We start from the raw sequence: 25,733 nt of genomic DNA on the forward strand, positions 1-25,733 counted from the left end.
ATCATGCTTTCACAGCGCCTTAACCGCCACTTTTACCGGCTTTTCAATCTCGAGCGGGTTGCGCAGCGGCAGGCCGAAATCTGCGGCTTCGATCTCGAACACATCTCCTGCCTCGGTCTTGATGCCGTCGGCGAAGGACAGTGTCGCGGTGCCGAACATATGCACGTGCACGTCGCCCGGCTGGCGGAATGCCGAATATTTGAAATGATGGTGTTCAAGATTGGTGATGGTGTGCGACATGTTCGCTTCGCCCGACAGGAACGGCTTTTCCCACAGCGTCTCGCCGTCGCGCACGATGCGCGATGTGCCGCGGATGTCGGCCGGCAGGTCGCCGATCAGGATCTCCGGTCCGAACGAGGCATTGCGCAGCTTGGAATGGGCGAGGAAGAGATAGTTGACGCGCTCGGTCACATGGTCGGAAAACTCGTTAGACAGCGTGAAGCCGACGCGGAAGGGGGCCCCGTCATCGCCGATGACATAGATGCCGGCGATCTCGGGTTCCTCGCCGGCGTCCTTGGCGAAGGCTGGTGACAGGAGTGCGGCGCCCGGCGCCACGGCCATCGTGCCGTTGCCCTTGTAGAACCATTCCGGCTGCACGCCGATCTGGCCCTTGGCGGGCTTGCCGCCCTCCAGTCCCATGCGGAACATCTTCATGGAATCGGTGAGTTGCTCCTCGCCGTCGGCGCTGAGCTTCTTGTGCATGGAATCGCGCGTCGCTGCCGAGCCGAGATGCGTCAGTCCGGTGCCGGTGAGATGCAGATGCGCCGGATCGGGATGGTTGATCGGCGACAACAGCCGTCCTTTCTTGTAGGCCGCGTCGAGATCGACCGTCTCGCCGAGCCCCTTGCGCTCGATCAGGGTCGCAAGGCCGACGCCGGTGCGGGCAGCCTCCATGGCCAGCGAATAGACGCTGCGCGCCCCATTGATGATCCGGGTCTTGCCGCCGCTGCGGGCAACGACACGGATGGTCTCGGCGTCGTCGAGAATCTGCGAGATCAGCATGATCAATCCTCTCTCATGTGTCTTGGCTCGGCCGCCGGCTAGGCAAACCCTCCCAAGCGCGGCCGGGACGTTGTCCATGCCACGGGTGAAATTCTCCGTTCGGATTGCGCTCGCGGGGCCCGGTTCCTTGGGGGGTTGCCGGCAGCACCGCGATGTGACCCGTATGCCTTCCTTGTTGCCTCGCCGGAGCGGTTCGACCCGCTCCCAGCATTTTATTTCTACGCAATTCCTGTGGGAAAACCGCGATGCACTTTTCCTGGAATTGCCCTGTCAGGCCTTGTTCTTGTTGTAGACGTCGAAGATCACGGCGCCGAGCAAAACCAGGCCTTTGACCACCTGTTGCCAGTCGACATTGACGCCCATGATCGACATGCCGTTGTTCATCACGCCCATGATGAAGCCGCCAACCACTGCGCCAATGACCTGGCCGACGCCGCCCATGGCCGAGGCGCCGCCGATGAAGACGGCGGCGATGACATCGAGTTCGCTGCCCAGACCCGCCGCCGGCACCGCCTGACCCAGACGAGCCGCGATGATCAGGCCGCCCAGCGCCGACAGCACGCCCATATTGATGAACACCATCAGCGTCAGCCGCTCGGTGTTGATGCCCGACAGTTGCGCCGCCTTGGGATTGCCGCCCATCGCGTAGATGCGGCGGCCGATGGTCATGCGCTTGGTGACAAAGACGAACAACGAGATCAGCACGCCCATGACGAGCAGCACCACCGGCAGGCCCCTGTAGCTAGCGAACTCATAGACCAGGAACAGTGCCAGCGCGCTGGCGACCAGCGTCTTGATGACGAACAGGGGGAAGGGCTCGGCCTCATAGCCGTGGCGTTCGCGCTTGCGTCGCGTCCTCACCCCGAAATAGGCATAGGCCAGCACGGCGATGAGGCCGAGCACGATCGTTGTCATATGGAGTGTCAGGCCGCTGCCTATGATCGTCTTGCCGGCGGCATTCACCGTTGGCGGGATCAGCGTCAGCGGGCCGATAACGTCCGGTATGAAGCCGGAGCTGAGCGCCTTGAAGTCGTCCGGAAGTGGCCCCACCGAGGATCCGCCGCCCAGCAGCGCCTGGCAGATGCCGCGGAAGATCAGCATGCCCGCCAGCGTCACGATAAAGCTCGGTATTCGATGATAGGCGATCCAATAGCCTTGCGCCGCGCCGATCAGGCCGCCCACGATCAGGCAGACGATCGAAACCACCAGCGGATTGCTGAGCGGTCCGAGCTGCCAGATGACCATCATGTTTGCCGCCAGCGCGCCGATGAAACCGGCGACCGATCCGACGCTGAGGTCGATATAGCCGGAAACGATGACCAGCAGCATGCCGAGCGCCATCACGATGATGAACGAGTTCTGCTGCACCAGGTTGCTGAGGTTAACCGGCTTGAACAGCGTTCCCGACGTAGTGAACTGGAAGAACAGCATGATGACGATCAGCGCGATAATCAGACCGTATTCGCGCAGGTTCGTCGTCAGCGCCGAGACGGCGATGCGTGGACGCTGTTCTTCGGCGACGGTACCCTGCGGGGCGGGGGCAATCTCGGTGCTCATGCTGCTTTTCCTTCTCCCCGGACGATGGCGCGCATTATTTTTTCCTGGCTTGCGTCCGCCGCGGGCATTTCGCCCACCATGCGTCCTTCGTTCATGACGTAGATGCGGTCGGTGATGCCAAGCAATTCCGGCATTTCCGACGAGATGACCACGATCGCCTTACCTTCGGCGGCGAGCCGGGCGATGATCGTATAGATTTCGTACTTGGCGCCGACATCGATGCCGCGCGTCGGCTCGTCGAGGATCAGCACTTCCGGGTCAGCGAACAGCCATTTCGACAGCACCACCTTCTGCTGGTTGCCGCCGGAAAGATTGCCGGTCATCTGATAGACGCTCGAAGCGCGGATATTGGTCTTCTTGCGATAATCGTTTGCGACGCTGAGCTCGCGCAGGTCGTCGATCACGCTATGGCGCGACACGCCGCCGAGATTGGCCAGCGTGATGTTGTGCTTGATATGGTCGATGAGGTTGAGGCCGTAGGTCTTCCGATCCTCGGTGACATAGGCGATTCCGTGTTCGACCGCCTTGCTCACCGAGGAGACATCGACCTGTTTGCCTTTGAACAGCACTTCGCCGGTGATGTGACGGCCATAGGAGCGGCCGAACAGACTCATGGCGAATTCGGTGCGGCCGGCACCCATCAGCCCGGCAATGCCGACGACCTCGCCCTTGCGCACGTTGAGATCGATGCCCTTGATCACCTGCCGTTCTGCATGGATCGGGTGGTAGACCGACCAGTTCTTCACTTCGAACACAACCTCGCCGATGTCAGGCTCGCGCGGCGGATAGCGGTCGTCGAGCGAACGGCCGACCATCGAGGTGATGATGCGGTCTTCGGAAATGTCCTTCTTGACCAACGTCTCAATGGTCCGACCGTCGCGGATGACAGTGACCTTGTCGGCGACCCGGTTCACCTCATTGAGCTTGTGCGAGATCAGGATCGAGGTCATGCCTTGGCGTTTGAATTCGAGCAGCAGGTCGAGCAACGCTTGGCTGTCTTTTTCGCTGAGCGACGCGGTCGGCTCGTCGAGGATCAGCAGCTTGACTTCCTTGCTCAGCGCCTTTGCGATCTCGACCAGTTGCTGCTTGCCAACGCCGATATTGGTGATCAGCGTCTTGGGATCCTCCTTGAGGCCAACTTTCTTCAACAGCGCGCCGGTGCGCGCCTCGTTGGCGTTCCAGTCGATGACGCCGAATTTCGCGTTTTCATTGCCGAGGAAGATGTTTTCGGCGATCGACAGCATCGGCACGAGCGCAAGCTCCTGGTGGATGATAACGATGCCCTTGTGTTCGCTGTCGTGGATGCCCTTGAAGTGGCATTCCTGGTCCTGAAAAATGATCTGGCCGTCATAGGTGCCTGAGGGATAGACGCCTGACAGCACCTTCATCAGCGTCGACTTGCCGGCCCCGTTCTCGCCGACCACGGCATGGATCTCGCCTTCCTCCACGCTGAGGTTGACGTTCGACAGCGCCTTCACGCCGGGAAACGTCTTGGTGATGTCGCGCATCTCCAAAATCGTCGAGGTCATGGGCAGTAATTCTCCTGCGAGGTCCGCAACAATACCGGGGTCGCTGGTGAACGAAAAGGGGCCCTGCGTTGCGCAGGACCCCTGGCTTTGCGACCGAAATTACTTCAGTTCGTCGGCCTTGATGTAGCCGGAGTCGACGACCAGCTTCTGGTAGTTCGACTTGTCGACGTCATGCGGCGTCAACAGGATCGAGGGAACGACCTTGACGTCGTTGTTGTAGGTCTTGGTGTCGAGACCTTCCGGCTTGCCGCCCGAGAGGACCTTGTCGACGAGTTCGACGGTGGCCTTGGCCAGTTCGCGGGTATCCTTGAACACGGTCGAGTACTGCTCGCCCGAGATGATCAGCTTGACAGAAGCGGTCTCTGCATCCTGACCGGTCACGATCGGCCAGGGCTGAGCGGCCGTGCCGTAACCGACAGCGCGCAGCGATGCGGTGATGCCGCGCGACAGGCCGTCATAGGGCGACAGAACGCCATCGACGCGGCTGCCGTCCGAGTAGTTGGCCGAGAGCAGATTGTCCATGCGGGCCTGAGCGGTGGCAGCGAGCCAGCGCAGCGTGCCGACCTTGTCCATGCCGGTCTGGCCGGACTTGATCTTGATCGAGCCGTCGTCGATCAGCGGCTGCAGGACGGAAATCGCACCGTTGTAGAAGAAGAAGGCGTTGTTGTCGTCGGGCGAGCCGCCGAACAGTTCGACGTTCCACGGCTTGGTGTTCGGGAAGCGCTCCTTGAGGCCCTTGACCAGCGAGTTGGCCTGGATAACGCCGACGCCGAAATTGTCGAAGGTGGTGTAGTAGTCGACATTGGCCGTCTTCTTGATCAGGCGGTCATAGGCGACGACGACGACACCGGCGTCGGCGGCCTTCTGCAGCGCGTCAGACAGCGTAGTGCCGTCGATCGAAGCGATGATCAGCGCCTTCGGGCCCTTGGTGATTTCGTTTTCCAGCTGGCTGAGCTGGTTGGGGATGTCGTCCTGCGCATATTGCAGATCGACCGTGTAGCCCAGCGCCTCGAGCTGGGACTTGACGGCGTCGCCGTCATTGATCCAGCGCTGCGAGGTCTTGGTGGGCATCAGCACGCCGACGAGGCCCTTGTCGGCTGCGTAGGCGGTGGCCGACATGGCCGCGATGCTGACCGCCAAGGCGGCGACTAACGTCTTGATGATTTTCACTTAACTCTCCCTGGTTGATGGACGCGGCACCCGGGGGTCGCGGGCCGCTCAATCGTGCAGAAGCGCCAAGGCACTGCTGCCGTCATATCGATCCCCGGTATCCTCCCATGGTCCCGAAATGTTTGATTTCAATCGATACGATTTTCACGTCGGCGATCGTCACCTCTCGGAACGCGCTGACGTTGTGACGCTTTTGCCATAACTGTCAAATGCGATCTTTGATGTTTGCTATATCACACTTGGTATGTGCTATTGAGATCGAGCGGGATGGCACGACTGCCGCCTGGCTCATGCATGTCGCCCAAAGCCACCTCGGTTTCGGGCGAACGACATGAATGAAAACAAAGAACCTAAAACGCGTCGGATGGCTCCGTTTCGAGGCGACGCACTTCAGGAAGGACGCAAGAAACGCGATGGCGACGCTACGAGATTCAGGCGCGGTTTCAGACAGTTACAGCGAGACGCCGGGTGATGGCGAAACCCTGCTGCGCAGTGGTCTCAGCCTGCGTCACATGCGCATGATCGTCGCGCTCGACGACCATGGCCGGGTGAGTGCGGCGGCGCAGGTCATGAACATCTCGCAGCCGGCTGCCTCGCGCATGATCGCCGAGATGGAGGCGGTGCTGGAGGTCAAGCTGTGCGAAAGGCTGCCGCGCGGCATCACGCTGACGCCCTACGGCAAGGCACTGGCCAGGCGCGCGCGTTCGATCCTGCTGGAGATGCGCGAGGTCGATCGCGAAATATCCGAGCTCAAGGCAGGCAAGGGCGGTTCCGTGTTTCTCGGTGCCGTGACCGCGCCTGCGATCGAATTGGCGGTGCCGGCGATCCGCGAAATCCGCCGCATCTATCCGCGCATCGAGATCACCATGCAGGTCGAAACCTCCAATGTGCTGGCGCGCGAACTGATCGCCACGCGCCATGATTTCATCATTGCGCGCATCCCCGACGACCTCAATCCGCGACTGTTCGAGTCGCGCGTCATCGGCGTCGAGAAAGCCTGCCTGATCGTGCGCCGTGGCCACCCGCTCACCAGGGGCGACATGGTGCGGCTGGAAGACACGGCTGCCTATGACTGGGTTTTCCAGTCGGGCGGCTCGCCCCTGCGCCAGGCGATGGAGAGCAATTTCCTGAACCGCAACATCGCGCTGCCGGACCGGATCCTCAACACCAGTTCGCTGCTGCTGACGCTGGTCATGGTCGCGCAATCGGACGCCATCGCGCCGGTTTCGGTGCAGGTCGCGAAGTTCATCCAGAATCCCGACGGGCTCGCCGGCGCCATTGACGTCGTCCAGACCGAATTCGACATCGAGGTCAGGCCCTACAGCCTGATCACGGTCAGGAACCGCGTGCTGTCGCCGGCCGCCAAGATGCTGCACGATTTCATCCTGCGCGAAGTGGGGTGACGGAACAAGAACAGCAGTCGCGCGTTCAGCGAAATCGGCATGCTCGCTGGAGCCCGTTTTGGGTGGGGGACCGAGGCGCCGATGGTCGACAACTCGGGAGGTTTTGATGGAACGTCGATTGTTTCTCAGCGGAATGTTTGGCGTTGCGGGGGCAGTTGCATTTGCCAGTGTAGCCGGACCCGGTCGCGCGGTTGCCGGTATTCCCCAGGGCAATGGAATTCTCGATGAGCTGGACAAGCCGGACCCGGCTGTCTTCGAAGGCGATGACGACGTCGAAGTGGAGCAGGTCTCCCATCGTCGCTGGCATCGCCGCTACTATCACGGCCACTATGGCCGGAGACGGCGGCGCGTCTGGAGACGGGTCTGCCGTCGCTACTGGCGCTATGGCCGCCGTCACGTGCGTTGCTGGCGCGCGCGTGTCTGGGGCGGGTGGTTGTAATCGGCTTCCGGCGGACGCAAAGGCCGGCCACCGCAGCGTGGCCGGCGTCGGCGGGTGGATTGGCATCGATCACCCAACACCGCGACGGAATCGCGTCCGCACTTAGCCTAAGACCGAATTGACGAGTCATATTAGGTTTCACTAATTGAATTGCCGTCTGGCCGTAGGTGTGATCATGCCGAGGGCCGTCAAGGAGCAGAACCGTATAATGCCGGCTACACGACTACAGGTTAGGAGCAATCGGCACGCATGAGGGGTGTGGCGATACTGACCGAAGCTCGCAGCGGCTCCGAATGGCTCGGCAGCCTGGCAAACAGCACCGGGGCATTGGGCCGGTCGGCCGAATGGCTCGACACGGATACGCTGGGATGCAAACCGAAGTCCTTCGACGGACTCCTGTCCGCGGTGATCGATCGCGGCGGAACTGCCAATGGCAGGTTCGCCGTCAAGCTGTTTCCACGGCATCTTCACTGGTCGCAGGGCAAATATGGATCCGATTTCCTCGCCGAATGCGTCCGGCGCCACGCCATGGGTTTGGTCCTTCTCGAGCGGCGGGATCGTCTTCGCCAGGCGATCTCCTATTGCCGGGCGAAGGCATCAGGTCGTTGGAGAAGCACGATGGACGGCGCGGATCTGGTTCCGCAATACGACTTCGCCGGGATCTGCCAGGCTTATTTTCTGATCGAGCAGAGCTATGCCTTCTGGGAGGCCTATTTGCGCCTGGCCGACCTGCCTTACGACCATCTGTTCTATGAGGACCTGTTGGACGACCCTCGTCCTTACGTCGCATCGGTGGCCCGGCAGTTGGCGGTTGAAATGCCCAGCGGCGAGTTCAAGACGAATTTGCGGTTGCAACGCGATGCCTGCACAGAAGACTGGGCAGAGCGGTTCCAGAATGACGCCAGATCCGGCGACCTGCTGGCGCATCTCCCCAAGAAGGTGGCACCTCGAAATATCGACAACCTCGCCCGATTCCTGCTCAAGAAGCAGATGCGCATCGGCCAGGCTTAGATATGCCCTGATCAGTCCTGTGCCGGCCCGCCTTCTGGACAGGTTCACAGCACCATCAAGTCAGTAGCGAAACTTCGGCTTTGGGATGGAGCGGGTAGCGGGAATCGAACCCGCGCGTTCAGCTTGGGAAGCTGACAAGCTACCATTACATCATACCCGCACGCGTCCTCGTTATCATGAGGTCTGGCCTTCGGGCAATCGCAAAGCGGCTCTCGAAACGCACTCTTCGGCAGTTCCCTGAACGCTGGTCCGCGTTTTTATTTTGCCTTCGCGACTTTGTTGCTGGCGGCAAAGCTTGGCCAGTATTTCGAGATGGCAAGCGTCGCGCCCGCGGAAGAGAAATGACCGTAGTCGAAGTAGAAAAATTGCCTGGTGCCAGGGTCGGCGTAGGAACAGCCGGCCGCATCGCACAGATAGGTCAGCGGGTCGATGAAATCAGCGCCCTTGACGAATGGAAGCACCTGCTTGTTGATGTTCGGATCCATGGCCATCGGCCAGGATGTATTCGCGACGTTTTCCCGTCTTGCGAAGAAGGCGATTTTCTGGACGTCGGCGATGAATTCCGGAGACTGGCCGATAACGTAGACCTTGACGCCCATGTCGCGCAGCCTGTCGATCGTCTTCTGCAAGCCGTCGAAGCCCCTGGCCTGGTAGTCGGTCCACCGGCCGCTCAGGATCACGGCCTGGATGTTGGCATCGCGGATGATCGAGAGCGCCCGTTCGTTGAAACGCGTGCAGGCGGGCCGGGCATAGGAGAAGTAGCTCAGGTTGGGTGGGCAGCCGGCATAGGTATACTGGATGACATTGGCCTGGATTTTCTCAGCGTTGGCCTCCAGACCCGACACATAGTGAGCGGCGAAGGAATCGCCCCATAGCAGCACATTGGTGGGGAAGCCGTGCGTGCGGGTGCAGTCGGCAAGATTCCAGTTCTCGATCTGGCTCGCCCCCTCGTTGAAACAGACGCCGTTGCGCCAGTCACCCACCAGGATCCGTTCCGTCGAGAAGTCCGGGAACCGTTGCGGAAAACCCTTGCCCAGCGCACCGGCCACACCGGCGACGCATAAGAGGGCGATCGCCGTCGCCGAGAAGGCGAAGATCGGCCGCGGGGCGGTGAAGGCCCGCTTCTGACGGAAGGGCTGCTCGACACATCTCCAGGAAAATGTCGCCAGGGCGACGCTGGCCACCATCATCGCGATGATCGTCGGCACGCCGATGGCTTTCAAGGAGAGATAGTGGACGAAGGAATTGATCGGCCAGTGAACGAGGTAGAGCGAATAGGAGATGAGGCCGACCCAGACCAGCGGCGCCAACCGAAGCACGCGCGTGGCGACAGGGACCGGCCTGTCCGCGTGAGCCTGGCCCGCATAGATGAGCAGCGCCGTTCCGACACAGGGAAACAGGGCATTGTAGCCCGGAAACGGGTCGCTTTCCGAAATCGTCAGAAAGCCCACTGCAATCAGGCCAAAACCGGCCAGGCCGGTCAGTTCCGTCAACGGGCGACTGGCAAGCGCCGGCGGTTTCTTCAGCATCAGCATCGCGCCGAGCGCCAGTTCCCAGATGCGCGTCGGCAGCAGGTAGAAGCCGGCGGTGGGTGCCAGCGTGGTCGCCATCACCGCCAGGGCAAAACTGCCGATGGCAATCGGCAGCAGTATCGTCAGCCAGCGTTTCGAGGCGTATCGGTAGATCAGATACACAAGGATCGGCGCGAAGATGTAGTACTGCTCCTCGACCGAAAGCGACCATGTGTGCAGCAGTGGCCGCAGTTCCGCGTCGATGGAGAAATAGTTGGTCGTCTTCCAGAAATAGATGTTCGACCAGAAGGTCGACGCCGCGATCACGCTGAGGCTGAATTCGTGAAGGTCGGACGGCAGCAGGATGAACCAGGCCGCGATGCTCGCGAGCAGGATGACGAAGGTCAGCGCCGGCAGGATGCGCCGTGCACGGCGCCAATAGAAGCGGCCGATCGAGAACTGGCCGCGTTCGAGATCATCGAGCAGGCTGCCGCTGATCAGATAGCCCGATATCACGAAGAAGATGTCGACGCCGGTGAAGCCGCCAGGAATGGCGGACACGCCGAAATGGAAGAGCACGACGGGCAGCACTGCAACAGCCCGCAGGCCATCGATGTCGCGCCTGTAGTTCATTCGACCGGTCCGTACGCCGCGGCCGGCCGTAGTCGTGCGACGGAGACTGACATGCCCCTCATGCGGCGATCCCCCATCGTGTCAAGAATTGTGGCCGTGGGTCTCACAGACTGTGCTCTGCAACAGAAGTTTGCTGCACTGCAATATCCGTGTCAAGCCGGATGCCAGGTTTGAACGCTGCCGAAGGCGGTTTGGGGGACGTGATAAATCAGGCGCCGGGCAGGTAGATCACGGCATAGTCGTCCGCATAGGCCCGCTTCCAGCCCAACTCCGTGAAGAAGGGGATGCGGGTGTCGTCGGCTGTAAGCAGTGCCCAGCCGATGGTGTATTTCTTCAACTGCGCCTCGAGCAGCGGTCTTCCGTCGCTCTTCCCCGTCGCCTCATCGGTTTTCGTGAACCCGCCCAGGAACAGCTGGTCCGTCCTGCCGTCGATGTAGGTCTTGATGTCATGGAAAATCAGCGTGCCGCCGAAATTGTAGGAATTCAGCACGTTGCCGGACAAGTGGTGGTCCCTGGCGAAGGCGAGGGCGCCGCTGGCGGATGTCTTCTGGCTCGGCGCCACCTGGTAGGCATTGCCGAGGATCAAGACCGCGCCGACCAGCAGGACAGCCATTGCGCCGCAGATCGCGTAAAACCGGCTGGCGAAGACCTTTTCCAGCCCGTCACGCTTTTCCACCAGCCAGGCCGTGGCTGAGAGCGAAGGGTATTGCTGCGCGATCTCGACCGCGATCACCAAGGGAATCAACAGGAAGGGCAGATACACAAATCGCAGATGGGCGAGATAGACATGCAAGGTGAAGGCGATGAACAACGCCTTGCCCCAGCCGATCCGAAGCCTCGATACCAGGAGCCCGAAGAGCGCCAACAGCATCGCTGCTTCCTGCAAGAGCTGCTCCTGGGCATTGAATGGCCGCCACTCCAGGATAAGCGGCACCGCCTCGTTGCCATAGGCCACGGTGAACGTCGCCAGGATGGCTTTCACCCCATAGGGATGAACCAGGCTGACCAATGGGCAGAGCAGGCCGAAAGCGACCCATTTTGCCAGGAGGACGGGTTTCGACAGGCCAGAGCGCGCCAGGAGACCGAGCCCGGCAAAGGCAGCGATGACGAAGCTCAGGGTGAACGTGGCGTGCAGGTTGGCCCACAAGACGACAAGAATGAGCAGCCACAGGGGCGGGGCTTTCTCTTCTTGCGCGGCACGAAACAGCGTGGCCGTCCAGACGACGATGATCGGCAAGGTGAAGACATGTGGGCGCGCCGTATAGATCGGGGCGATCAGGAAAGCCGCGGCGAAGGCCACCGCTATCGCCAGTAGCGGTTTCAGCCATGCGCTGAGGAACCAGCCCATCAGGAAGACCGTCAGGCCGACGCTGGCGATGATCAGGGTGACGACGCCATTCCAGCCCCCCGCGCGGTAGGCAAGGGCCAGAAAGACCTGTCCCAGCCATTCCTTGGCGATCCAGGATTGACCGGCAAACGTGTAGGAATAGGGGTCGACGGCCGGAAACGTCCGGTTCTCCAGAAAGTCCAGCCCGACCTTCACTTGCCACCAACTGTCGGGATCCTGCAGGGTCTCGCCGGCAAAGGCGGCGAGCACATAGGCCACGAGGCAGGCGCAGAGAAGGCAGAGTATCAGCCTGATGCGTTGTGCGTCCGCGAGCGACGGCGTCGCCGTCGCGATTGCAGCGGCCTGGTTCATGTTAAGGCTCCAGGTGGCGGCGTCGCCGTCACGATTGCAGCGGCCTGGTTCATGTCACGGCTCCGGGCCATTTCACGTGCGTTGCGGCCAGTGCATCGGGGTCATCCGCGCCGCCGACGAAGACGAAACGGGACGACCCCAGGTAGAAGATGATCGAGTAGAGGCAATTTCCCGCCAGATGGACGAACGGGTTTTCGATGATGCCGGCAGACATGGCGGCGATCACTATGGCCAGGTTGGCGCCATAGGCGACAATGAAGGTGATCGCATATCGAGCGACCGCGCCGGGGCGAAAGCCGCCGGCACGTCCGAACGTCCATTGGCGATTGAGGAAGAAGCCAAGCGTGAAGCCCGCGGCATAGCCTGCCGCATTGGAAACGATATCACCGAGGCCCACAGCCAGCCCGGCCAGGATGAGCGTATAACCAAGCGCCGTGTTGAGAAGCCCGACGGCGCCAAAGCGCAGCATCCGCGAGAAATCAGACGGAAGAGCCGACCGCATCCTGCCCATGCCGTTCCCGTTGCATCCGGTCGACCTTCGCCTCAGCCACGCGCGGCTCTTTTCGCCATTTCCTGCAGGCGATGGACAGGCAGGTCGCGGTCCTTGGCTGGCTGGTCGCGTGAAACGATTTCGTTGACGAAGTAGAGCGGCCGCCGCTTCGTCTCCATGTACATGCGGCCGAGATACTCGCCGAAGATGCCGAGCACCAGAAGCTGGACGCTGCCCAGGATCAGCATGATCGCGGCAAGGCTCGTCCAGCCGGGCACCACATTGCCCCTGGACCATTCGAACAGCGTGTAGCCGAGCACGACCAGGCCAAGCAGGCCGAACATCATCCCAAGCAGCGAGGCAAACCGCAAAGGCACGATCGAAAAGCTGGTCATCGCATCGACCGCCAGAAGAACCATCTTCTTCAGCGGATAGTGGGTTGTGCCGGCAAAGCGCCGTTGCCTCTCATAGGGGAAGGCAACTTGCCTCAACCCGATCCAGCTCACCATGCCACGAATGAACCTGTAGCGTTCGGGCATCGCGTTCAGATGGTCAAGCGCACGGCGGCTCATCAGCCGGAAGTCTCCGGAGTCCGGCGCGATCTCGACATCGACCATCCGTCCGAGCAAGCGATAGAACATCGAGGCGGACGCCAGCTTGAACCAGCTTTCGCCGTCGCGCTTCACCCTCTGGCCGTAGACGACATCGAAACCTTCATCCATCTTCGCCATCATCGCGCCGAGCAGTTCGGGCGGATCCTGGAGGTCGGCGTCGAGAATGAGAATGCGCTCGCCGCGGCAGAACTCCAGCCCCGCGCTGAGCGCGATCTGATGGCCGTAATTGCGGGCAAGATCGATGGCGACGACATGGTCGTCCTTTTCGGCCAGTTCGAAAATGGCCTCGCGGGTACCGTCGGTCGCCCCGTCGATGATGAGCACGATCTCGTAGGAAGGGCTTTGCTCGAGGCATACGGCACTGACGCGTCGGTGAAGCTCGGCCACCCCGTCGCGCTCGTTGTAGCATGGCACGACGACCGACAGCATGACCGCGCGGTGCGCGCCGATTTTTCCCGTTCCCACCAAAGCCTGGCTCCCGCTCTTGGCATGGCAATAGCGGTAATTGGTTAGAAAACAGATAAGCCGGGGATCGACATTGGGGTCATCGGCCGACCGGCCACCATGCGTTCGGCGCTATCGGCGGCCATCGTCACGAACGCACCGGCAACTTCATGCGGATGCGTGCGCCGCGCCAAGAGCCCGTCAGGATCCGGATCGTCCCGTCATGCAGCAGCGCGATCTGCCGGGCGAGGTTCAGTCCCAGTCCCGCGCCGCGCGACTGCGGCTGCAAGCGGTAGAAGGGCTCGAAGACGTTCTCGCGCTCTTCCTCGGGAATACCCGGGCCTTCGTCGCGCACCTCGATGCCGCCGGTCCCGTCGATGGCGATCGTGATCGTGCCGCTGCCGCCGCCGTGCTCGATCGCGTTGCGCACGAGATTGGCGAGCGCCCGCTCGATTTGCAGCACGTTGACCTCGACAAAGGCCTTGTCAGGCGACGGCTCGAAGGCAAGGTCATAGCCGGCCTCGATGGCGAGCGGAGCGAAGTCGGCGGCGACCCGGCTGACGAGATCGTCGAGATCGACGATCTCGCGCTGGTCCGCCGGGCGGTCGAGCAGCTGATGGTCGAGCAATTGCTGGGCAAGATGCGACAGGCGCTCGATATCATGCAGCAGGCGCGCGCTCTGTGGTTCCTGCTTCAAGAGTTCGGCGCGCGTGCGCAGGATGGCGATCGGCGTGCGCAGTTCATGCGCCGCGTCGGTGAGGAAGCGGTTGTGGCGGTCGTAGCCCTGCGCGAGGCGGGCGAGCGCCTCGTTGAAGGCGTGCACCAGCGGCGCGATTTCCTGCGGCACCTGCTTGACCGGCAGTTGCATGGCCCGCGTGCCGATATCGATGCGTGCCGCCTGGCGCACGGTGTCGACAAGGCCGGCGAAGGAACGGCGCACCACGGCTGGCGTCGTCACCAGCGTCGTCGCGCCCATGACCAGCACAATCGGCAACAGCATGATGATGACAATGACCGCAAGGGCGGGCAGTGCTTTCTCCCAGTTCCTGCTCCCGTCAGGATTCCTTGCGACGTCGATGGTGGCCGAAATGTTGACCTCGAGGCCGTCTGTTTCGCCGCGCGATGACCGCGTCGCGGCAATGATCTGCACCGTGCCGGCCTTGGTCTCGGCCTTTTCGAGATAGGCCTCTGGCCTCAAATCATCTTCGGAAAATCCGATGGTGGCGTGATCAGCCTCGCCCAGCAGGTCGCCAAAATTCCTGGCGTAGACGTCAGGCACAGTGCCGGCGCGCACGCTCTGGCCGCCGCCATCGCGAACGATGTACCAGACATTGGGGAAGCCATCGCGAAACGCGGTGAGTTCTTCCGTTTCACGCACGATCAGCCTGCCGTCCTTGTCTCTGTCGACAGCGTCCCTGACGGCCGCGACGGCAGCCTCGTTGTCGATCAGCAGGCGTGGATTGGCGATCCAAAGTGCAGCCGCGCAAAGCACGATGAAGATGAGAAGCGTCGCCGCCTGCAGCAGGATCAGCCGCCGGACCAGGATCCATTGCAGCGAGCCTGTGCGCGCCGTCTTCACGATGCCGCCCGCAAGAGATAGCCAAGGTTGCGGATCGCACGGATCTCGATGCCGGCGGCGACATCGTCGAGCTTGCGGCGCAGCCGCGAAATATGCGCGTCCAGCGCATTGGAGCCGATCTCGTCATCGAGTGCATAGACGGCTTCCTCGAGGGCGCTGCGCATGATGGTCCGGCCCGGCCGGCGGATAAGCGTTTCGAGCACCAGCCTTTCGCGCCGCGGCAAATCGAGCGCCTGATCCTCGACCAGCGCCTCGCGATGGCGGAAATCATAGGTGAGGCGGCCGACGATCGTCTGGTTGGCGCGCGAGGTGAACGAGCGCCGGTGCAGGGCATGAAGCCGCGCAACGAGTTCCACCGTGGCGAAGGGCTTGACCATGTAATCGTCGGCGCCGGCATCGAGCCCGGCGACCCGGTCCTCCAACCCGCTCATCGCCGTCAGCGCGATCACCGGCACATCCAGATGCAAGGCGCGCAGGCGCGGGATGAGGCTGAGACCGTCGCCATCCGGCAGCCGGCGGTCCAGCACCACGGCGTCGTGATAGCCCAGGCGAGCCACCGCCTCGGCGTCGGCCAATGTCGCGGCATGGTCGACGATGATGTCCAAACGCTCGAGAGCGGCCTTCAGCACCGAGGCCATTTCCGGTTCGTCCTCGATCAGCAGGACGCGCATGGGTATTCTCCTCTATCCGCGGCCGGTCGGGTATGCGGCCGCGGGGAATTCATTCGCATTCCAGCTTTGGCTGGCGGAAATTGGTGATGAACCAGCGGTTGCCGGAAGCGCGGGCGTAGAATGTGTAGAAGCATTCCTGACGCTCGATATAGCCGGGCGTCTCGGTCTCTTCATAGACGGTTCCGTGCTTTGTGTGACGAACCTCGCCGCTCGATGTTCCGGAAACCGCTGACGTCGATATCTTGCGCCACTGATAGGCGCGCTCGCCCTGGCCGAGATCGACGATCGCTGTTGGCGGACCGTAGTCCAGAACGAGCGATTCGACCGGCTGCCCGACATAGTTCTTCATGACGTCGGAGGCACAGCCGGTCAGCGCCAGCACGATTGCGACGAAAAATGCCTTCGAGGCTCGAATAAGATGGTCTGAACCGTGCATGGACATAGTTGATTCCCGTCGTGAAATTTACGCACGGGACCTAGATCGCGAAGATTGCATCGACATTGCGGGGACGCGCGGGAACAGGATCCACTGCGGAAAGCCGGCGTCCTGCATGCCGCCGCACATCGAAATAGGCGACTGCGCGTTGCTCCGGCGAGCACCGCGCAGTCCAACTTGCCCTGTCCTAGAACCGGTAGTTGATGCCGGCCTTCAGCTCGTGGCTGCCGATCGCCGTCTTGGATTTGCCAAGGGTCGAGGTCGTCTCGACGCCGGGGGTGCGGACATAGTCGTACTCGACCTTGGCGGACAGTCCGCCTGCAAAACCCTGCTCGATGCCGGCACCCAAGAGGTAGCCGACCTTCCATCCATCGCTGCTGCTGACGTTGTCACCCTTGTCGAACTTGGTCAGGGCCACGCCGCCGGTTCCAAACAGCAGCGTCTGGTCGAAGCTCAATCCTGCCTTGGCCTTGGCGGCACCGCGCCATTTCTCCTTGATCTTGCCGCCCTGGACGCTGTGTTCGGCGCCGCCGAGATAGGAGCCCTCGATCTCGGCACCGAGAACGGCAGGACCCATCTGCTGGTTGTAGCCGGCTTGGACGCCGCCGCTGAAGCCGTTTCGGCCGGCGAACGGATTTGGCATCTTCGTGAACGCCGTGCCGCCATGGACGCCGACATAGGCGCCGCTCCACTGGAAGGCGGGAGGCTCGTTGTACGTGGGTGGAAGGTCGGCGGCCATCGCCGGCCCGAGAAGGCAAAAGGCGATGGCACCCGCCGTGAGGACGATCTTTGCTTGAGAGAACACGAGCATTACTCCAACACAAACGCGCATCCGACAAAATCGATGCGCAGGTTAATTCCCGGGGAGCACGACCGTTGGGGCGATCAGGGCTCCGATATTGTGGCTTTCAGCGACGGTTGCGCGTTTCTGGAGGCCGGCTCTCGCCGGCTGTGATAGGGAGGCAGGGCGCCGCACGGTCCGTCACCTGAAAGACGTGGAGTGTCTCGCAGGCGAAAATTGCACGCACATTGCGCAAAATTCGAAAATTACGATTTTGTGCTTTGTTTTCAATAAATTATAGCAATCGTGTTTACACAATTTTAACGCTTGTTTCCGGCGGCCGTCCACTCGGTCACTGCTGGAAGATACAACGTCCGGATCGAAACCCGGATTGCAGTGCACACTCGCAGGCCGACGAAGCTCGGCTTGAAGCCTGAGGGCCAAGTGCGTATTTCTTCATCGTGGCCCGAATCGGGTCGGCCCAGAGTCGGAGACAGGCCTTGTCCGCACTGACGCGCTTTCTCGGCGACTCGCCGCTCAGGGTGGTCCTGAAGCTGCTGGTGGTGTCGTTCCTCGTTGGCCTTGTCATGAATGCCTTCGGCTGGTCGCCGATGGATGTGCTCTACGGCATCCAGAAGTTCTTCATCGATCTCTGGAACCTGGGCTTCCACGCCATCGACCGCTTCCTCGGCTATATCCTGCTCGGCGCCGCGATCGTCGTCCCGGCATTCATCCTGCTCAGGATCGCCAACTACCGTAAGTAGAGTATGGTCCCGAACCGTCAGGCGTGGTCCGAGGCGACCTCGAACAGGATGGCGTGGCGCGCGGCGAGTGCCGGCACATCCGTGGAATAGCCGCCGCCGATGACGCCGCAGACGGGAATGCCCAGCGCACGAAAATGGCCGATGACCATCTCGTCGCGGGCGCGCAGGCCGTTGTTGGAAAGCGCCAGCCTGCCAAGCCGGTCCTGCGCATGGACGTCGACACCGGCATTGTAGAAGATGATGTCCCAGCGCGCGCTGGCCGACAGTTCCGGTAGAATCGTGGCCAGCCGTTCAAGATAGGCGGCATCGCCCGTGCCATCGGGCAGCGCGAGGTCGAGGTCGGAGGCGATCTTGCGCACGGGGTAGTTGCGCTCGCCATGCATGGAGAAGGTGAACACGCGTGGCTCATCGCTCAGAATATCCGCGGTGCCGTCGCCCTGATGCACGTCGAGGTCGACGACCAGGATGTTCCGTGCGGCACCCTCTGTGAGCAACACCAGCGAGGCGACGGCGACGTCGTTGAAGGTGCAGAAGCCGGCACCTTGCGCGCGCCGCGCATGATGGCTGCCGCCCGCAGTGTTGCAGGCGATGCCGTGGCGCAAGGCAAGCCGCGCCGCCATTATCGTGCCGCCGGTGGCAAGCAGCGCGCGCAGCGAGACGCGTGGTCCGACCGCAAAGCCGATCTCGCGTTCGATTTTTTCCGGTACTGAGCAGCTGATAACCTGGTCGACATAATCAGCGGCATGGGCAAGCTTCAGCCATGACGCCGGCGCGGGTTCCGCTGTGTTCAGCGCGCCGGGTCCGGCCAGGCCGCGTGCGCGCAAGGCCTCCATCAGCAGCGGATACTTGCTCATCGGAAAGCGATGGCTGGTGGCGAAACCGGCGTCGTAGTCGGGGTGGTGGACGATCTGCAAGGGCATGAGCGGGGTCCGGCGGCTTCGCGCCAGACCGGGATTTCGGTTGGCCGTCGCGGGAAGAATGATTGCGCGGTGGCCGGAAAATGGGGCACATCGGCTCTTCGATCAAGCAGCAATCAGCAAGGCAATCCCTTGGACAAGGGCCTAATCCCAGCCGACGCGACAGTTTTCGCCGTCACCAACCGTTCCGTGCTCGCCATCGCGGTGCCGATGACGCTTGCCTATCTGACCACGCCGATGCTCGGCCTCGTCGACACGGCCGTGGTCGGGCAGTTCGGTGACGCAGCTCTGCTCGGCGGTCTGGCTGCAGGCGCGCTTGTTTTCGACGTCGTCTTCACCAGCTTCAATTTCCTGCGCTCCGGCACCACCGGCCTCGTCGCCCAGGCATTCGGGCGCGGCGACGCGCTTGAGGAACAGGCGGTGTTCTGGCGCGCCGTGCTGATCGCGGTCGTTGCCGGCATCGTGCTGGCGGCGCTTTCGCCGCTGATCGCCGTCGGCGGCCAGTGGTTCATGGATGCCGGGCCACGCGTCAGCGAAGCGATGGGCGTCTACATCAGGATCAGGCTGCTTGCCGCACCGTTCTCGCTGATCAACTACGCCATCCTCGGCTATGTGCTGGGTCGCGGCGAGGGCGGGCTCGGGCTGGTGCTGCAGCTGGTCTTGAACGGCATCAACATCGTGCTCTGCTTCCTGCTTGGCCTCAAGCTCGGCTGGGGTGTTGCCGGCGTCGCCTGGGCAACCGTCACCGGCGAATTCCTGGCCATGCTGCTTGGTCTGGCCATCGTCATCAGACGCTTCCGCTCGAGCCCGTCCTTGCCTCGCCGCCAACTGCTCGACATGGCCGCCTTCCTGCGCATGCTGTCGCTCAACCGCGACATCATGATCCGCTCGTTCTCGCTGCTCGCCGCCTTCGCGCTGTTCACCCGCCAGGGCGCGCAGTTCGGCACGGTGACGCTGGCCGCCAATGCGGTCTTGATGAATTTCTTCCTCGTCGCCGGCTATTTCCTCGACGGTTTTGCCACCGCCGCCGAGCAGCTCGCCGGCCGGGCGGTCGGTGCGCGTGCCGAGCAACCCTTCCGGCAGGCGGTGCGGCTGACCCTGTTCTGGGGCTTTGGGCTGGCCGGGGCCGCGACGCTGGTGCTGCACTTGGCCGGCGCCAATCTGGTCGCCATCGTCACGACATCGCAGGAGGTGCGCTCGGTGGCCGACATCTACCTGCCCTGGGCGGCGTTCACCGCGCTGAGCGGCGTGCTGGCGTTCCAGATGGATGGCGTCTTCATCGGCGCGACCTGGTCGCGCGACATGCGCAACATGATGCTGCTGTCATTCCTGGTTTTCGCCGCCGCACTCCTGACGCTGGCGCCGGCCTTCGGCAATCACGGCCTGTGGGCGGCTTTGCACGTCTTCCTGCTGGTGCGGGGCTTCAGCCTGCTGACGATGCTGCGCCTCAGGGTGCAAACGGCATTCAGTTGAGCGGTTTGACCGCCCACTGATCGAGACGGCTGTCGCGCAATTCGCGAATCGACTTGAGCCGCGCAGTCTCGGCAAAGCGTGCCATGCCGGCGACGATCCTGCCCGGAAGCGACGGCCCGGCATAGATCATGCTGGTGTAGAGCTGGACGAGATCGGCACCCGCGCGGATCTTTTCCAGCGCTGTATCGGCGGAATTGATGCCGCCGACGCCGATAATGGCCCGATGCGGGCCGAGCAGCTTGCGCACCTTCGCCAGCACGATGGTCGAGCGTTCGAACAGCGGTTTTCCCGAGAGCCCGCCGGTTTCGCCGGCGGCGTCAGTGCTGCGCAATGCCGGCCGCGAAATGGTGGTGTTGGAGACGATGATGCCGTCGATCTGCTTCTCGGTGACCTCGGCCGCGATGTCCTCCAGTTCGGCCTCGACCAAGTCAGGCGCGATCTTCAGGAAGATCGGCGGCCGCGCCAGTGCGGCAGCGCGTGCGGCGATGACGCGGGACAGCAATTCGCCGAGCTGCTCGCGCGCCTGCATGGTGCGCAGGCCGGGCGTGTTGGGCGAGGAGATGTTGACGGTGAGATAACTGGCATAGGGCGCGAAACGGGCGACGCCACGCTCATAATCACCGATGCGGTCGGTGCTGTCCTTGTTGGCGCCGATGTTGACCCCGACAATGCCCGCGCGCCCTCTGCGCGCGGCAAGACGTTTTTCGGCCGCCGCATGGCCTTCATTGTTGAAGCCCAGCCGGTTGATCACCGCTTCGTCCCTGGTCAGCCGGAAGATGCGCGGCTTCGGATTGCCGGCCTGCGGCAGTGGCGTGATTGTGCCGACCTCGGCGAAGCCGAAGCCGAGGCCAAGCAGCGCGTCGGGCACCTCGGCGTTCTTGTCGTAGCCTGCCGCCATGCCGAGCGGGTTGGGGAAATCGAGGCCGCAGACCGTCACCTTCAGCCGTGCATCCTGCACCGTGCGCGCGCCGACAGGCAGGCCGCAGCGCAGCGCCGCGATCGACAGGCCATGCGCGGTTTCCGGATCGAATGTGAACAGCAGTTTCTGGCCGAACCGGTCGAGCACGCTCATTGCCCCTCCAGCGCCGGGAATTGGTGGGTGCCGTCGGTGCCAAGCGGCAGCGGCTTGACCCACTTGACGGCTTTCAGCTCCAGCACGCCGTAGAGATGCGGAAACAGCGCGCCGCCGCGCGACACCTCGTATTTCAGGGCATCGCCCAGGCTGGCTCCGTCGATGGCGACCAGCAGAAGGTCGCTCTGGCCGGCAAAATGTTTTGCCGCGGTTTCCCTGACCTGCGCTGCCGTGGAGAAATGGATGAAACCGTCGGCAACATCGATCGGCGCTCCGGTGAAGCGGCCCTTGGCTTCGGCCTCGCGCCAAAGCGCTTCCGGGGTTATCTTGTAGATAATCTGTGACATGGTTGCGCTATAGTCCGAACCAGTCGTGCGGGGAAGGCCACGCCTAGGGTCTTCCCCATTTCCGGCGCAAACATGCGGTATTTCAGGCTTTGGCCAAGGAGGACAACATGCGTCTGCAGCACATCTTGATCCCCGCCGCGCTGGTTTCGCTGGTCGCGGCTTCAGCTTATTCGGAAGAAACCGACCGCTACCGGCTGGAAAAGTCAGATAATGGCTATGTCCGCATGGACACCCAGACCGGCGCGATGTCGATCTGCGAGGAGCGCTCGGGCCAGCTCGTCTGCAAGATGGCGACCGACGAACGCGCCGCGTTCCAGGATGAGATCGATCGCCTGCAGACCTCGATGAAGGCAATGGACGAGCGCGTCACCAAGCTCGAGAATTCGCTCTCCGCCCGCCTCGAATCGCAGCTGCCGAGCGAGGAGGATTTCAACAAGACGATGAGCTACATGGAGCGCTTCCTGCGCGGCTTCATGGGCATCGTCAAAGATATGGACAAGGACAGCGGCGGCGGCGTCCAGCCTAACTCGCAGAAGACCTGAGTGCTGGAGACAAGGGAAAACGCGGCGCGCTGGCTTTGCCGCTTGAAAACAGCGCGCGGCCCCTCATAATCGTCCAGCTGATCCCGCAAAAAGCAGTAAATCGGGGATCCGGGGAGGGACATTTGCCGTCAGGCTATTCTTTCGTCATCGCCGACGATCACCCGCTGTTTCGCGGTGCCCTGCGCGAGGCGCTTGCCGGCATCGGCAATGTCGCCGCCATCCACGAGGCCGGCGATTTCGAAAGCGCCAAGGCGCTGGTCGTCGCCAATGAGGACGTCGATCTGGTGCTGCTAGACCTGTCGATGCCTGGCGCCAGTGGCCTCTCCGGTCTGATCTCGCTGCGCGGCATCCATCCGGCCGTGCCGCTGGTGGTGGTCTCGGCGCATGACGATCCGGCGACGATCAGGCGCGCGCTCGATCTCGGCGCTTCCGGCTTCATCTCCAAATCGGCCAGCATGGAGGAGATCCGCAGCGCGGTGCAGTCGGTGCTTGCCGGCGATATCGCCGCGCCCGCCGGCGTCGATCTCGGCGTCGAGCGCGATCCCGAAATATCGGACCTGATCAAACGGCTGCAGGCGCTGACGCCGCAGCAGACCCGCGTGCTCGGCATGCTGGCCGAGGGCCTGCTCAACAAGCAGATCGCCTATGAGCTCGGCGTCTCCGAGGCGACGATCAAGGCGCATGTCTCGGCCATCCTGCAGAAGCTCGGCGTCGATAGCCGCACCCAAGCGGTGATCCTTTTGTCCAAGATTGGCAGCGACCCGTTGCAGCCGGCGAGCTGAGTACCCGTTCCCCGGCCTTTTCGGCTATTCAGTTACCGGGCTCGACGAGCAGGTCATTGGACTCCGCCTTAAGCGCTTCCGGGCCAGTGCCGCGATTGGAAGCCCCTGCACTTGAGGCCCGCCGCGCGCGGCCGATGGCAGCGCCAAGGCCGAGCGATGCAATCGCCACCAGCGGAATGCCGGCTATCCAGGGCAGGCGCGGTGCCAGCGCGTAAAGCGCCGTGCCGATCGAGGGCCCAAGCGAGTCCTTGAGGTCGACTGCTACCGAGGAAGCGGCCATGTAGGAAGCCCGCCGCGCGGGTGGCGCCAGCGCATTGACGGCGGTCGGCACCAGCGGCCCGACCAGCATCTGGCCAATCGAGCACAGGCTGACGGCTCCGACCAGCATCATCATCGCAGGCGAGGCGGCCAGCAGCGCGAAGGCGAGTATCGTCGCAAGGCCGGCACCAACCGTCAGCCACAGAGCGGACCGTGCCTCAACCACGCGGCTGACCAGCATCTGCAGGCCGACCGTCAAGGCGGCGGCATAGGCGAACAGCGCGCCCACGCCTGATGGTGTCAGCGTCCCGGCATCATGCGCATAGAGTGGGATGACGGCCTCGATCCAGTTGCCGGCGACCTCGAACAGCACGACCCACAGCAGCAGCTTCGCCAGCCGGCCGTCGCGAAACGCCGGCAGCAGCGCGGACAGGCCCTCTTCCTCGGCTTCCTCGTCCTCAGCGTCGTGGCGATCGTCGCCGGTGGCGCGGCCGACGCCGATCGTCTCGTCCAGGGCGAGCAGCATCACCATCCCGCCCAGCACAAGCACCGTGCCGCCGGCGAGAAAGACGCTGCGCAGCGACAGCAGCGCCAACAGGGCGCCGCAGGCCGGTCCCAGGATCTGCCCAGCGCTTGAACTTACGCGCGCCAGGCCGAACCAGCGGGGATGGGCCGATGGCGACGTCACATCGGCGATCGCGGTCAGGATCGTCGGGTGAAGCACCGACTCGCACATGCCTGTCAAAAGCAGCACGATCGCGGTGGCGGCTACGCCATGTACGAAGAACAGGGCCAGGAAGCCGGCCCCGACGCCGAGCGACGACGCGATCAGCACCGGCCGCCTGCCGACCCGGTCGGCAATGCCGCCGATCAGCGGTGCCGCCAGCAATTCGCCGCCGGCGTAGCAGCCGAACAGCAGGCCGATCGCGCCGACAGGAATGGCGGCCTCGCTGCTGGCCCAGAGCGGAAAGAAAGGCACGAGTGCGCCGTCGGCGAAACCCGCACAGAAAGACAGCAGAAGCCCCAACAGGGCTGGACGCGGGGCAGCCCGCCAGGAGGAGAGAAATGTGTTGATCATGACATTACCTGCGCATGGAGGCGTCGAAAGCCCTGAGATTGCGCGTTGGTTGACGTGAACGCCTACGGCCGCCCGGAGCGACATGGAAAGTTTGAGCCGCGTGGTTGAACCCTGCGCGGCGATGGGGCCGTTCAGCCGAGCCGCACGGACAGCTCGACGTCCTCGCCGAACGGCGTGGACATGTAGCCCGATGACGGCGAGCGCACGCGCTCCAGATATTCGGGCGAAAAATCGGCATTGTCGGCGATGACCAGCGCGCCTGGCCTCAGGCGGCTCTCGACGAGGCTCAGGATCTCCGGGTAGATCGCCTTGGCGCCGTCGAGCAGCAGCAGGTCGATCGTATCTGGCAAATCGGCGCTCAGCGTCTGCAGCGCGTCGCCCTCGCGGATCTCCACCAGGTCGATCAAGCCGCCCTCGGTCAAATTGGCCTTGGCCCGCATCACCTTGGACGGCTCGAACTCGGTGGTGATCAGGCGGCCACCGCCATTGTCCCGCAGTGCTGCCGCCAGATAGAGCGTCGAGATGCCGAACGAGGTGCCGAATTCGATGATGATGCGCGCGCCGCTGCTGCGCGCCAGCATGTAGAGCAGCGTGCCGGTTTCCGGCGAGATCGCGAGCCAGAGGTCCTTCAGCCGTCCGTAGAAATCGACATATTCGGTCTTGCTGCGCAGCAGGCGCGCCCGCTCCTCGTGCGAGAGCGCAGCCATCGCCGGACTGGTCGCCGCATTGGCTTCCTTGAACAGGCGGGCCAGCAGGGGTGCCAGTGGGGTGTTGGTCAGCGTCGTCATGAAAGTCTCCGATCGAAAATGCTGTGTGCTTGTGTTGTGCTGAAAAATACGAATAATCCTTCAGGTTTCCAATTCGCATTGCCGAGCCGAGACATGACGGGACGTCCAAGCCTTTCGATTTCCTCACGAAAACAGCCCAAACAGGCTCGTGCCACCGACCTTGTCGCGGCGATATTGGAAGCTGCTGTTCAGGTTTTGGCGAGCGAAGGCGCGCAGCGTTTCACCACCACGCGCGTGGCCGAAAAGGCTGGCGTCAGCGTCGGCTCGCTCTACCAGTATTTCCCCAACAAGGCCGCGCTCCTGTTCAGGCTGCAAAGCGACGAATGGCGGCAGACGGGTGGCTTGCTGCGCACCATACTCGAGGACGATCGGAAGCCGCCTCTCGAACGGCTGCGTGCCCTTGTCCACGCCTTCATCCGCTCCGAATGCGAAGAGGCCGCCGTGCGCGTGGCGCTCAGCGATGCCGCACCGCTCTATCGCGACGCGCCAGAGGCCCACGAGGCGAAAGCCTCGGGAGAGCGCACCGTCCAGGCATTCCTGCGGGAGGCGCTGCCTGAGGCCCCGGAAGCCGCCCGTGCCCTGGCTGGCGATCTGATCACAACGACGCTCAGCGCGGTGGGAAAGGATTTTTCGGGAAGTCCGCGAACATCAGCCGAGATCAAAACCTATGCCGACGCGATGGCCGATATGTTCTGCGCTTACCTTGAAAGCCTCGGCCATCGCTGACAGGTGTGGCGCCTTGG

The 25,733-nt window shown here is 62.8% G+C and carries 25 protein-coding genes and 1 tRNA gene; 8 read left to right on the plus strand and 18 right to left on the minus strand.

Annotation, left to right across the window (positions count from 1 at the left end; genetic code table 11):
- Positions 1–9 precede the first annotated feature (9 nt).
- The 4 genes from araD1 to chvE all read right to left on the minus strand — a co-directional run bounded on the left by araD1 (position 10) and on the right by chvE (position 5,258).
- A complete protein-coding gene (gene araD1, locus JT360_RS10830) occupies positions 10–1,002 on the minus strand; it encodes an AraD1 family protein (protein WP_214471570.1) in 993 nt (330 codons plus the stop codon).
- Positions 1,003–1,272: 270 nt separating this feature from the next.
- The gene (gene mmsB / locus JT360_RS10835; protein WP_214471571.1) at positions 1,273–2,559 is read right to left on the minus strand and encodes a multiple monosaccharide ABC transporter permease; all 1,287 of its coding nucleotides are present in this window, start codon (positions 2,557–2,559) and stop codon (positions 1,273–1,275) included.
- Positions 2,556–4,088, minus strand: a complete 1,533-nt coding sequence (gene mmsA, locus JT360_RS10840; protein WP_214471572.1) for a multiple monosaccharide ABC transporter ATP-binding protein — start codon at positions 4,086–4,088, stop codon at positions 2,556–2,558. Before mmsA ends, mmsB begins: the two co-directional genes overlap by 4 nt.
- A 99-nt stretch (positions 4,089–4,187) precedes the next feature.
- The gene (gene chvE / locus JT360_RS10845) at positions 4,188–5,258 is read right to left on the minus strand and encodes a multiple monosaccharide ABC transporter substrate-binding protein (protein WP_214471573.1); all 1,071 of its coding nucleotides are present in this window, start codon (positions 5,256–5,258) and stop codon (positions 4,188–4,190) included.
- 413 nt (positions 5,259–5,671) lie between these two features.
- On the opposite strand from chvE, the gene JT360_RS10850 reads away from it, so the two are divergent.
- The 3 genes from JT360_RS10850 to JT360_RS33535 all read left to right on the plus strand — a co-directional run bounded on the left by JT360_RS10850 (position 5,672) and on the right by JT360_RS33535 (position 8,111).
- Positions 5,672–6,661: a LysR family transcriptional regulator gene (locus JT360_RS10850; RefSeq protein ID WP_214471574.1), complete on the plus strand. Its 990-nt coding sequence runs from the start codon at positions 5,672–5,674 to the stop codon at positions 6,659–6,661.
- Positions 6,662–6,767: 106 nt separating this feature from the next.
- Entirely contained in the window at positions 6,768–7,100 is a 333-nt protein-coding gene (locus JT360_RS10855) for a protamine-2 (modular protein) (RefSeq protein WP_214471575.1), read from the plus strand.
- A gap of 528 nt (positions 7,101–7,628) precedes the next feature.
- The gene (locus tag JT360_RS33535) at positions 7,629–8,111 is read left to right on the plus strand and encodes a Stf0 family sulfotransferase (RefSeq protein WP_250888737.1); all 483 of its coding nucleotides are present in this window, start codon (positions 7,629–7,631) and stop codon (positions 8,109–8,111) included.
- A gap of 86 nt (positions 8,112–8,197) precedes the next feature.
- Here the strand turns inward: JT360_RS33535 and JT360_RS10865 are convergent.
- The 9 genes from JT360_RS10865 to JT360_RS10905 form a co-directional block, all read right to left on the minus strand.
- Positions 8,198–8,271 (minus strand) — tRNA-Gly (locus tag JT360_RS10865).
- A gap of 97 nt (positions 8,272–8,368) precedes the next feature.
- Positions 8,369–10,255 carry an acyltransferase family protein gene (locus tag JT360_RS10870; protein ID WP_214471579.1) on the minus strand — a complete coding sequence of 629 codons (1,887 nt, stop codon included), beginning with the start codon at positions 10,253–10,255 and terminating at the stop codon, positions 8,369–8,371.
- A gap of 208 nt (positions 10,256–10,463) precedes the next feature.
- Positions 10,464–11,954: a hypothetical protein gene (locus JT360_RS10875; RefSeq protein ID WP_214471580.1), complete on the minus strand. Its 1,491-nt coding sequence runs from the start codon at positions 11,952–11,954 to the stop codon at positions 10,464–10,466.
- Between the two features lie 49 nt (positions 11,955–12,003).
- Positions 12,004–12,423 (minus strand): GtrA family protein, encoded by a 420-nt coding sequence (locus tag JT360_RS10880; protein WP_250888715.1) that lies wholly within the window; start codon positions 12,421–12,423, stop codon positions 12,004–12,006.
- Between the two features lie 74 nt (positions 12,424–12,497).
- Positions 12,498–13,523 carry a glycosyltransferase family 2 protein gene (locus tag JT360_RS10885; RefSeq protein ID WP_214471584.1) on the minus strand — a complete coding sequence of 342 codons (1,026 nt, stop codon included), beginning with the start codon at positions 13,521–13,523 and terminating at the stop codon, positions 12,498–12,500.
- A 127-nt stretch (positions 13,524–13,650) separates the two neighbouring features.
- A complete protein-coding gene (locus JT360_RS10890; protein ID WP_352127080.1) occupies positions 13,651–15,081 on the minus strand; it encodes a sensor histidine kinase in 1,431 nt (476 codons plus the stop codon).
- Positions 15,078–15,752 carry a response regulator transcription factor gene (locus JT360_RS10895; RefSeq protein ID WP_214471586.1) on the minus strand — a complete coding sequence of 225 codons (675 nt, stop codon included), beginning with the start codon at positions 15,750–15,752 and terminating at the stop codon, positions 15,078–15,080. Before JT360_RS10895 ends, JT360_RS10890 begins: the two co-directional genes overlap by 4 nt.
- Before the next feature lie 49 nt (positions 15,753–15,801).
- Positions 15,802–16,194 carry a hypothetical protein gene (locus JT360_RS10900; protein ID WP_214471588.1) on the minus strand — a complete coding sequence of 131 codons (393 nt, stop codon included), beginning with the start codon at positions 16,192–16,194 and terminating at the stop codon, positions 15,802–15,804.
- A 181-nt stretch (positions 16,195–16,375) separates the two neighbouring features.
- The gene (locus JT360_RS10905) at positions 16,376–16,993 is read right to left on the minus strand and encodes an outer membrane protein (RefSeq protein ID WP_214471590.1); all 618 of its coding nucleotides are present in this window, start codon (positions 16,991–16,993) and stop codon (positions 16,376–16,378) included.
- A 476-nt stretch (positions 16,994–17,469) separates the two neighbouring features.
- On the opposite strand from JT360_RS10905, the gene JT360_RS10910 reads away from it, so the two are divergent.
- Positions 17,470–17,733, plus strand: coding sequence for a DUF6460 domain-containing protein (locus tag JT360_RS10910; RefSeq protein WP_214471592.1), 264 nt, complete (start codon positions 17,470–17,472; stop codon positions 17,731–17,733).
- Positions 17,734–17,750: 17 nt separating this feature from the next.
- On the opposite strand, the gene JT360_RS10915 is transcribed toward JT360_RS10910, so the two are convergent.
- Positions 17,751–18,653: a histone deacetylase family protein gene (locus JT360_RS10915; protein ID WP_214471593.1), complete on the minus strand. Its 903-nt coding sequence runs from the start codon at positions 18,651–18,653 to the stop codon at positions 17,751–17,753.
- 129 nt (positions 18,654–18,782) lie between these two features.
- On the opposite strand from JT360_RS10915, the gene JT360_RS10920 reads away from it, so the two are divergent.
- Positions 18,783–20,123, plus strand: a complete 1,341-nt coding sequence (locus JT360_RS10920; RefSeq protein WP_214471594.1) for an MATE family efflux transporter — start codon at positions 18,783–18,785, stop codon at positions 20,121–20,123.
- On the opposite strand, the gene JT360_RS10925 is transcribed toward JT360_RS10920, so the two are convergent.
- Positions 20,116–21,195, minus strand: coding sequence for a quinone-dependent dihydroorotate dehydrogenase (locus JT360_RS10925; RefSeq protein WP_214471595.1), 1,080 nt, complete (start codon positions 21,193–21,195; stop codon positions 20,116–20,118). The two genes, JT360_RS10920 and JT360_RS10925, sit on opposite strands and share 8 nt — an antisense overlap.
- Entirely contained in the window at positions 21,192–21,542 is a 351-nt protein-coding gene (locus JT360_RS10930) for a DUF952 domain-containing protein (RefSeq protein ID WP_214471596.1), read from the minus strand. The genes JT360_RS10925 and JT360_RS10930 overlap by 4 nt, the downstream gene beginning before the upstream one ends.
- 107 nt (positions 21,543–21,649) lie before the next feature.
- On the opposite strand from JT360_RS10930, the gene JT360_RS10935 reads away from it, so the two are divergent.
- On the plus strand, positions 21,650–22,084 hold the full coding sequence (locus JT360_RS10935) for a hypothetical protein (RefSeq protein ID WP_214471597.1): 435 nt from the start codon (positions 21,650–21,652) through the stop codon (positions 22,082–22,084).
- Between the two features lie 122 nt (positions 22,085–22,206).
- Positions 22,207–22,866: a response regulator transcription factor gene (locus JT360_RS10940; protein WP_214471598.1), complete on the plus strand. Its 660-nt coding sequence runs from the start codon at positions 22,207–22,209 to the stop codon at positions 22,864–22,866.
- Positions 22,867–22,894: 28 nt separating this feature from the next.
- Here JT360_RS10940 and JT360_RS10945 read toward each other — a convergent pair whose 3' ends face one another.
- Together JT360_RS10945 and JT360_RS10950 are read right to left on the minus strand one after the other, a co-directional pair.
- Positions 22,895–24,202, minus strand: a complete 1,308-nt coding sequence (locus tag JT360_RS10945; protein WP_250888716.1) for an MDR family MFS transporter — start codon at positions 24,200–24,202, stop codon at positions 22,895–22,897.
- A 131-nt stretch (positions 24,203–24,333) separates the two neighbouring features.
- The gene (locus tag JT360_RS10950) at positions 24,334–24,990 is read right to left on the minus strand and encodes an O-methyltransferase (RefSeq protein ID WP_214471599.1); all 657 of its coding nucleotides are present in this window, start codon (positions 24,988–24,990) and stop codon (positions 24,334–24,336) included.
- A gap of 93 nt (positions 24,991–25,083) precedes the next feature.
- Here JT360_RS10950 and JT360_RS10955 point away from each other — a divergent pair, with 93 nt between their 5' ends.
- Positions 25,084–25,716, plus strand: a complete 633-nt coding sequence (locus tag JT360_RS10955) for a TetR/AcrR family transcriptional regulator (RefSeq protein ID WP_214471601.1) — start codon at positions 25,084–25,086, stop codon at positions 25,714–25,716.
- Positions 25,717–25,733 lie beyond the last annotated feature (17 nt).

The sequence above is a fragment of the Mesorhizobium sp. dw_380 genome (genome assembly GCF_018588885.1).
In the GTDB taxonomy this organism is placed as follows: domain Bacteria; phylum Pseudomonadota; class Alphaproteobacteria; order Rhizobiales; family Rhizobiaceae; genus Mesorhizobium.

Bases quoted from the DNA above. Each gene is read 5' to 3' on its own strand.
- araD1 (WP_214471570.1), bottom strand. From the start codon at position 1,002: ATGCTGATCTCGCAGATTCTCGACGACGCCGAGACCATCCGTGTCGTT.
- mmsB (WP_214471571.1), bottom strand. From the start codon at position 2,559: ATGAGCACCGAGATTGCCCCCGCCCCGCAGGGTACCGTCGCCGAAGAA.
- mmsA (WP_214471572.1), bottom strand. From the start codon at position 4,088: ATGACCTCGACGATTTTGGAGATGCGCGACATCACCAAGACGTTTCCC.
- JT360_RS10850 (WP_214471574.1), top strand. From the start codon at position 5,672: ATGGCGACGCTACGAGATTCAGGCGCGGTTTCAGACAGTTACAGCGAG.
- JT360_RS10855 (WP_214471575.1), top strand. From the start codon at position 6,768: ATGGAACGTCGATTGTTTCTCAGCGGAATGTTTGGCGTTGCGGGGGCA.
- JT360_RS33535 (WP_250888737.1), top strand. From the start codon at position 7,629: ATGGGTTTGGTCCTTCTCGAGCGGCGGGATCGTCTTCGCCAGGCGATC.
- JT360_RS10870 (WP_214471579.1), bottom strand. From the start codon at position 10,255: ATGAACTACAGGCGCGACATCGATGGCCTGCGGGCTGTTGCAGTGCTG.
- JT360_RS10875 (WP_214471580.1), bottom strand. From the start codon at position 11,954: ATGAACCAGGCCGCTGCAATCGCGACGGCGACGCCGTCGCTCGCGGAC.
- JT360_RS10880 (WP_250888715.1), bottom strand. From the start codon at position 12,423: ATGCTGCGCTTTGGCGCCGTCGGGCTTCTCAACACGGCGCTTGGTTAT.
- JT360_RS10895 (WP_214471586.1), bottom strand. From the start codon at position 15,752: ATGCGCGTCCTGCTGATCGAGGACGAACCGGAAATGGCCTCGGTGCTG.
- JT360_RS10900 (WP_214471588.1), bottom strand. From the start codon at position 16,194: ATGTCCATGCACGGTTCAGACCATCTTATTCGAGCCTCGAAGGCATTT.
- JT360_RS10915 (WP_214471593.1), bottom strand. From the start codon at position 18,653: ATGCCCTTGCAGATCGTCCACCACCCCGACTACGACGCCGGTTTCGCC.
- JT360_RS10925 (WP_214471595.1), bottom strand. From the start codon at position 21,195: ATGAGCGTGCTCGACCGGTTCGGCCAGAAACTGCTGTTCACATTCGAT.
- JT360_RS10930 (WP_214471596.1), bottom strand. From the start codon at position 21,542: ATGTCACAGATTATCTACAAGATAACCCCGGAAGCGCTTTGGCGCGAG.
- JT360_RS10935 (WP_214471597.1), top strand. From the start codon at position 21,650: ATGCGTCTGCAGCACATCTTGATCCCCGCCGCGCTGGTTTCGCTGGTC.
- JT360_RS10945 (WP_250888716.1), bottom strand. From the start codon at position 24,202: ATGATCAACACATTTCTCTCCTCCTGGCGGGCTGCCCCGCGTCCAGCC.
- JT360_RS10950 (WP_214471599.1), bottom strand. From the start codon at position 24,990: ATGACGACGCTGACCAACACCCCACTGGCACCCCTGCTGGCCCGCCTG.
- JT360_RS10955 (WP_214471601.1), top strand. From the start codon at position 25,084: ATGACGGGACGTCCAAGCCTTTCGATTTCCTCACGAAAACAGCCCAAA.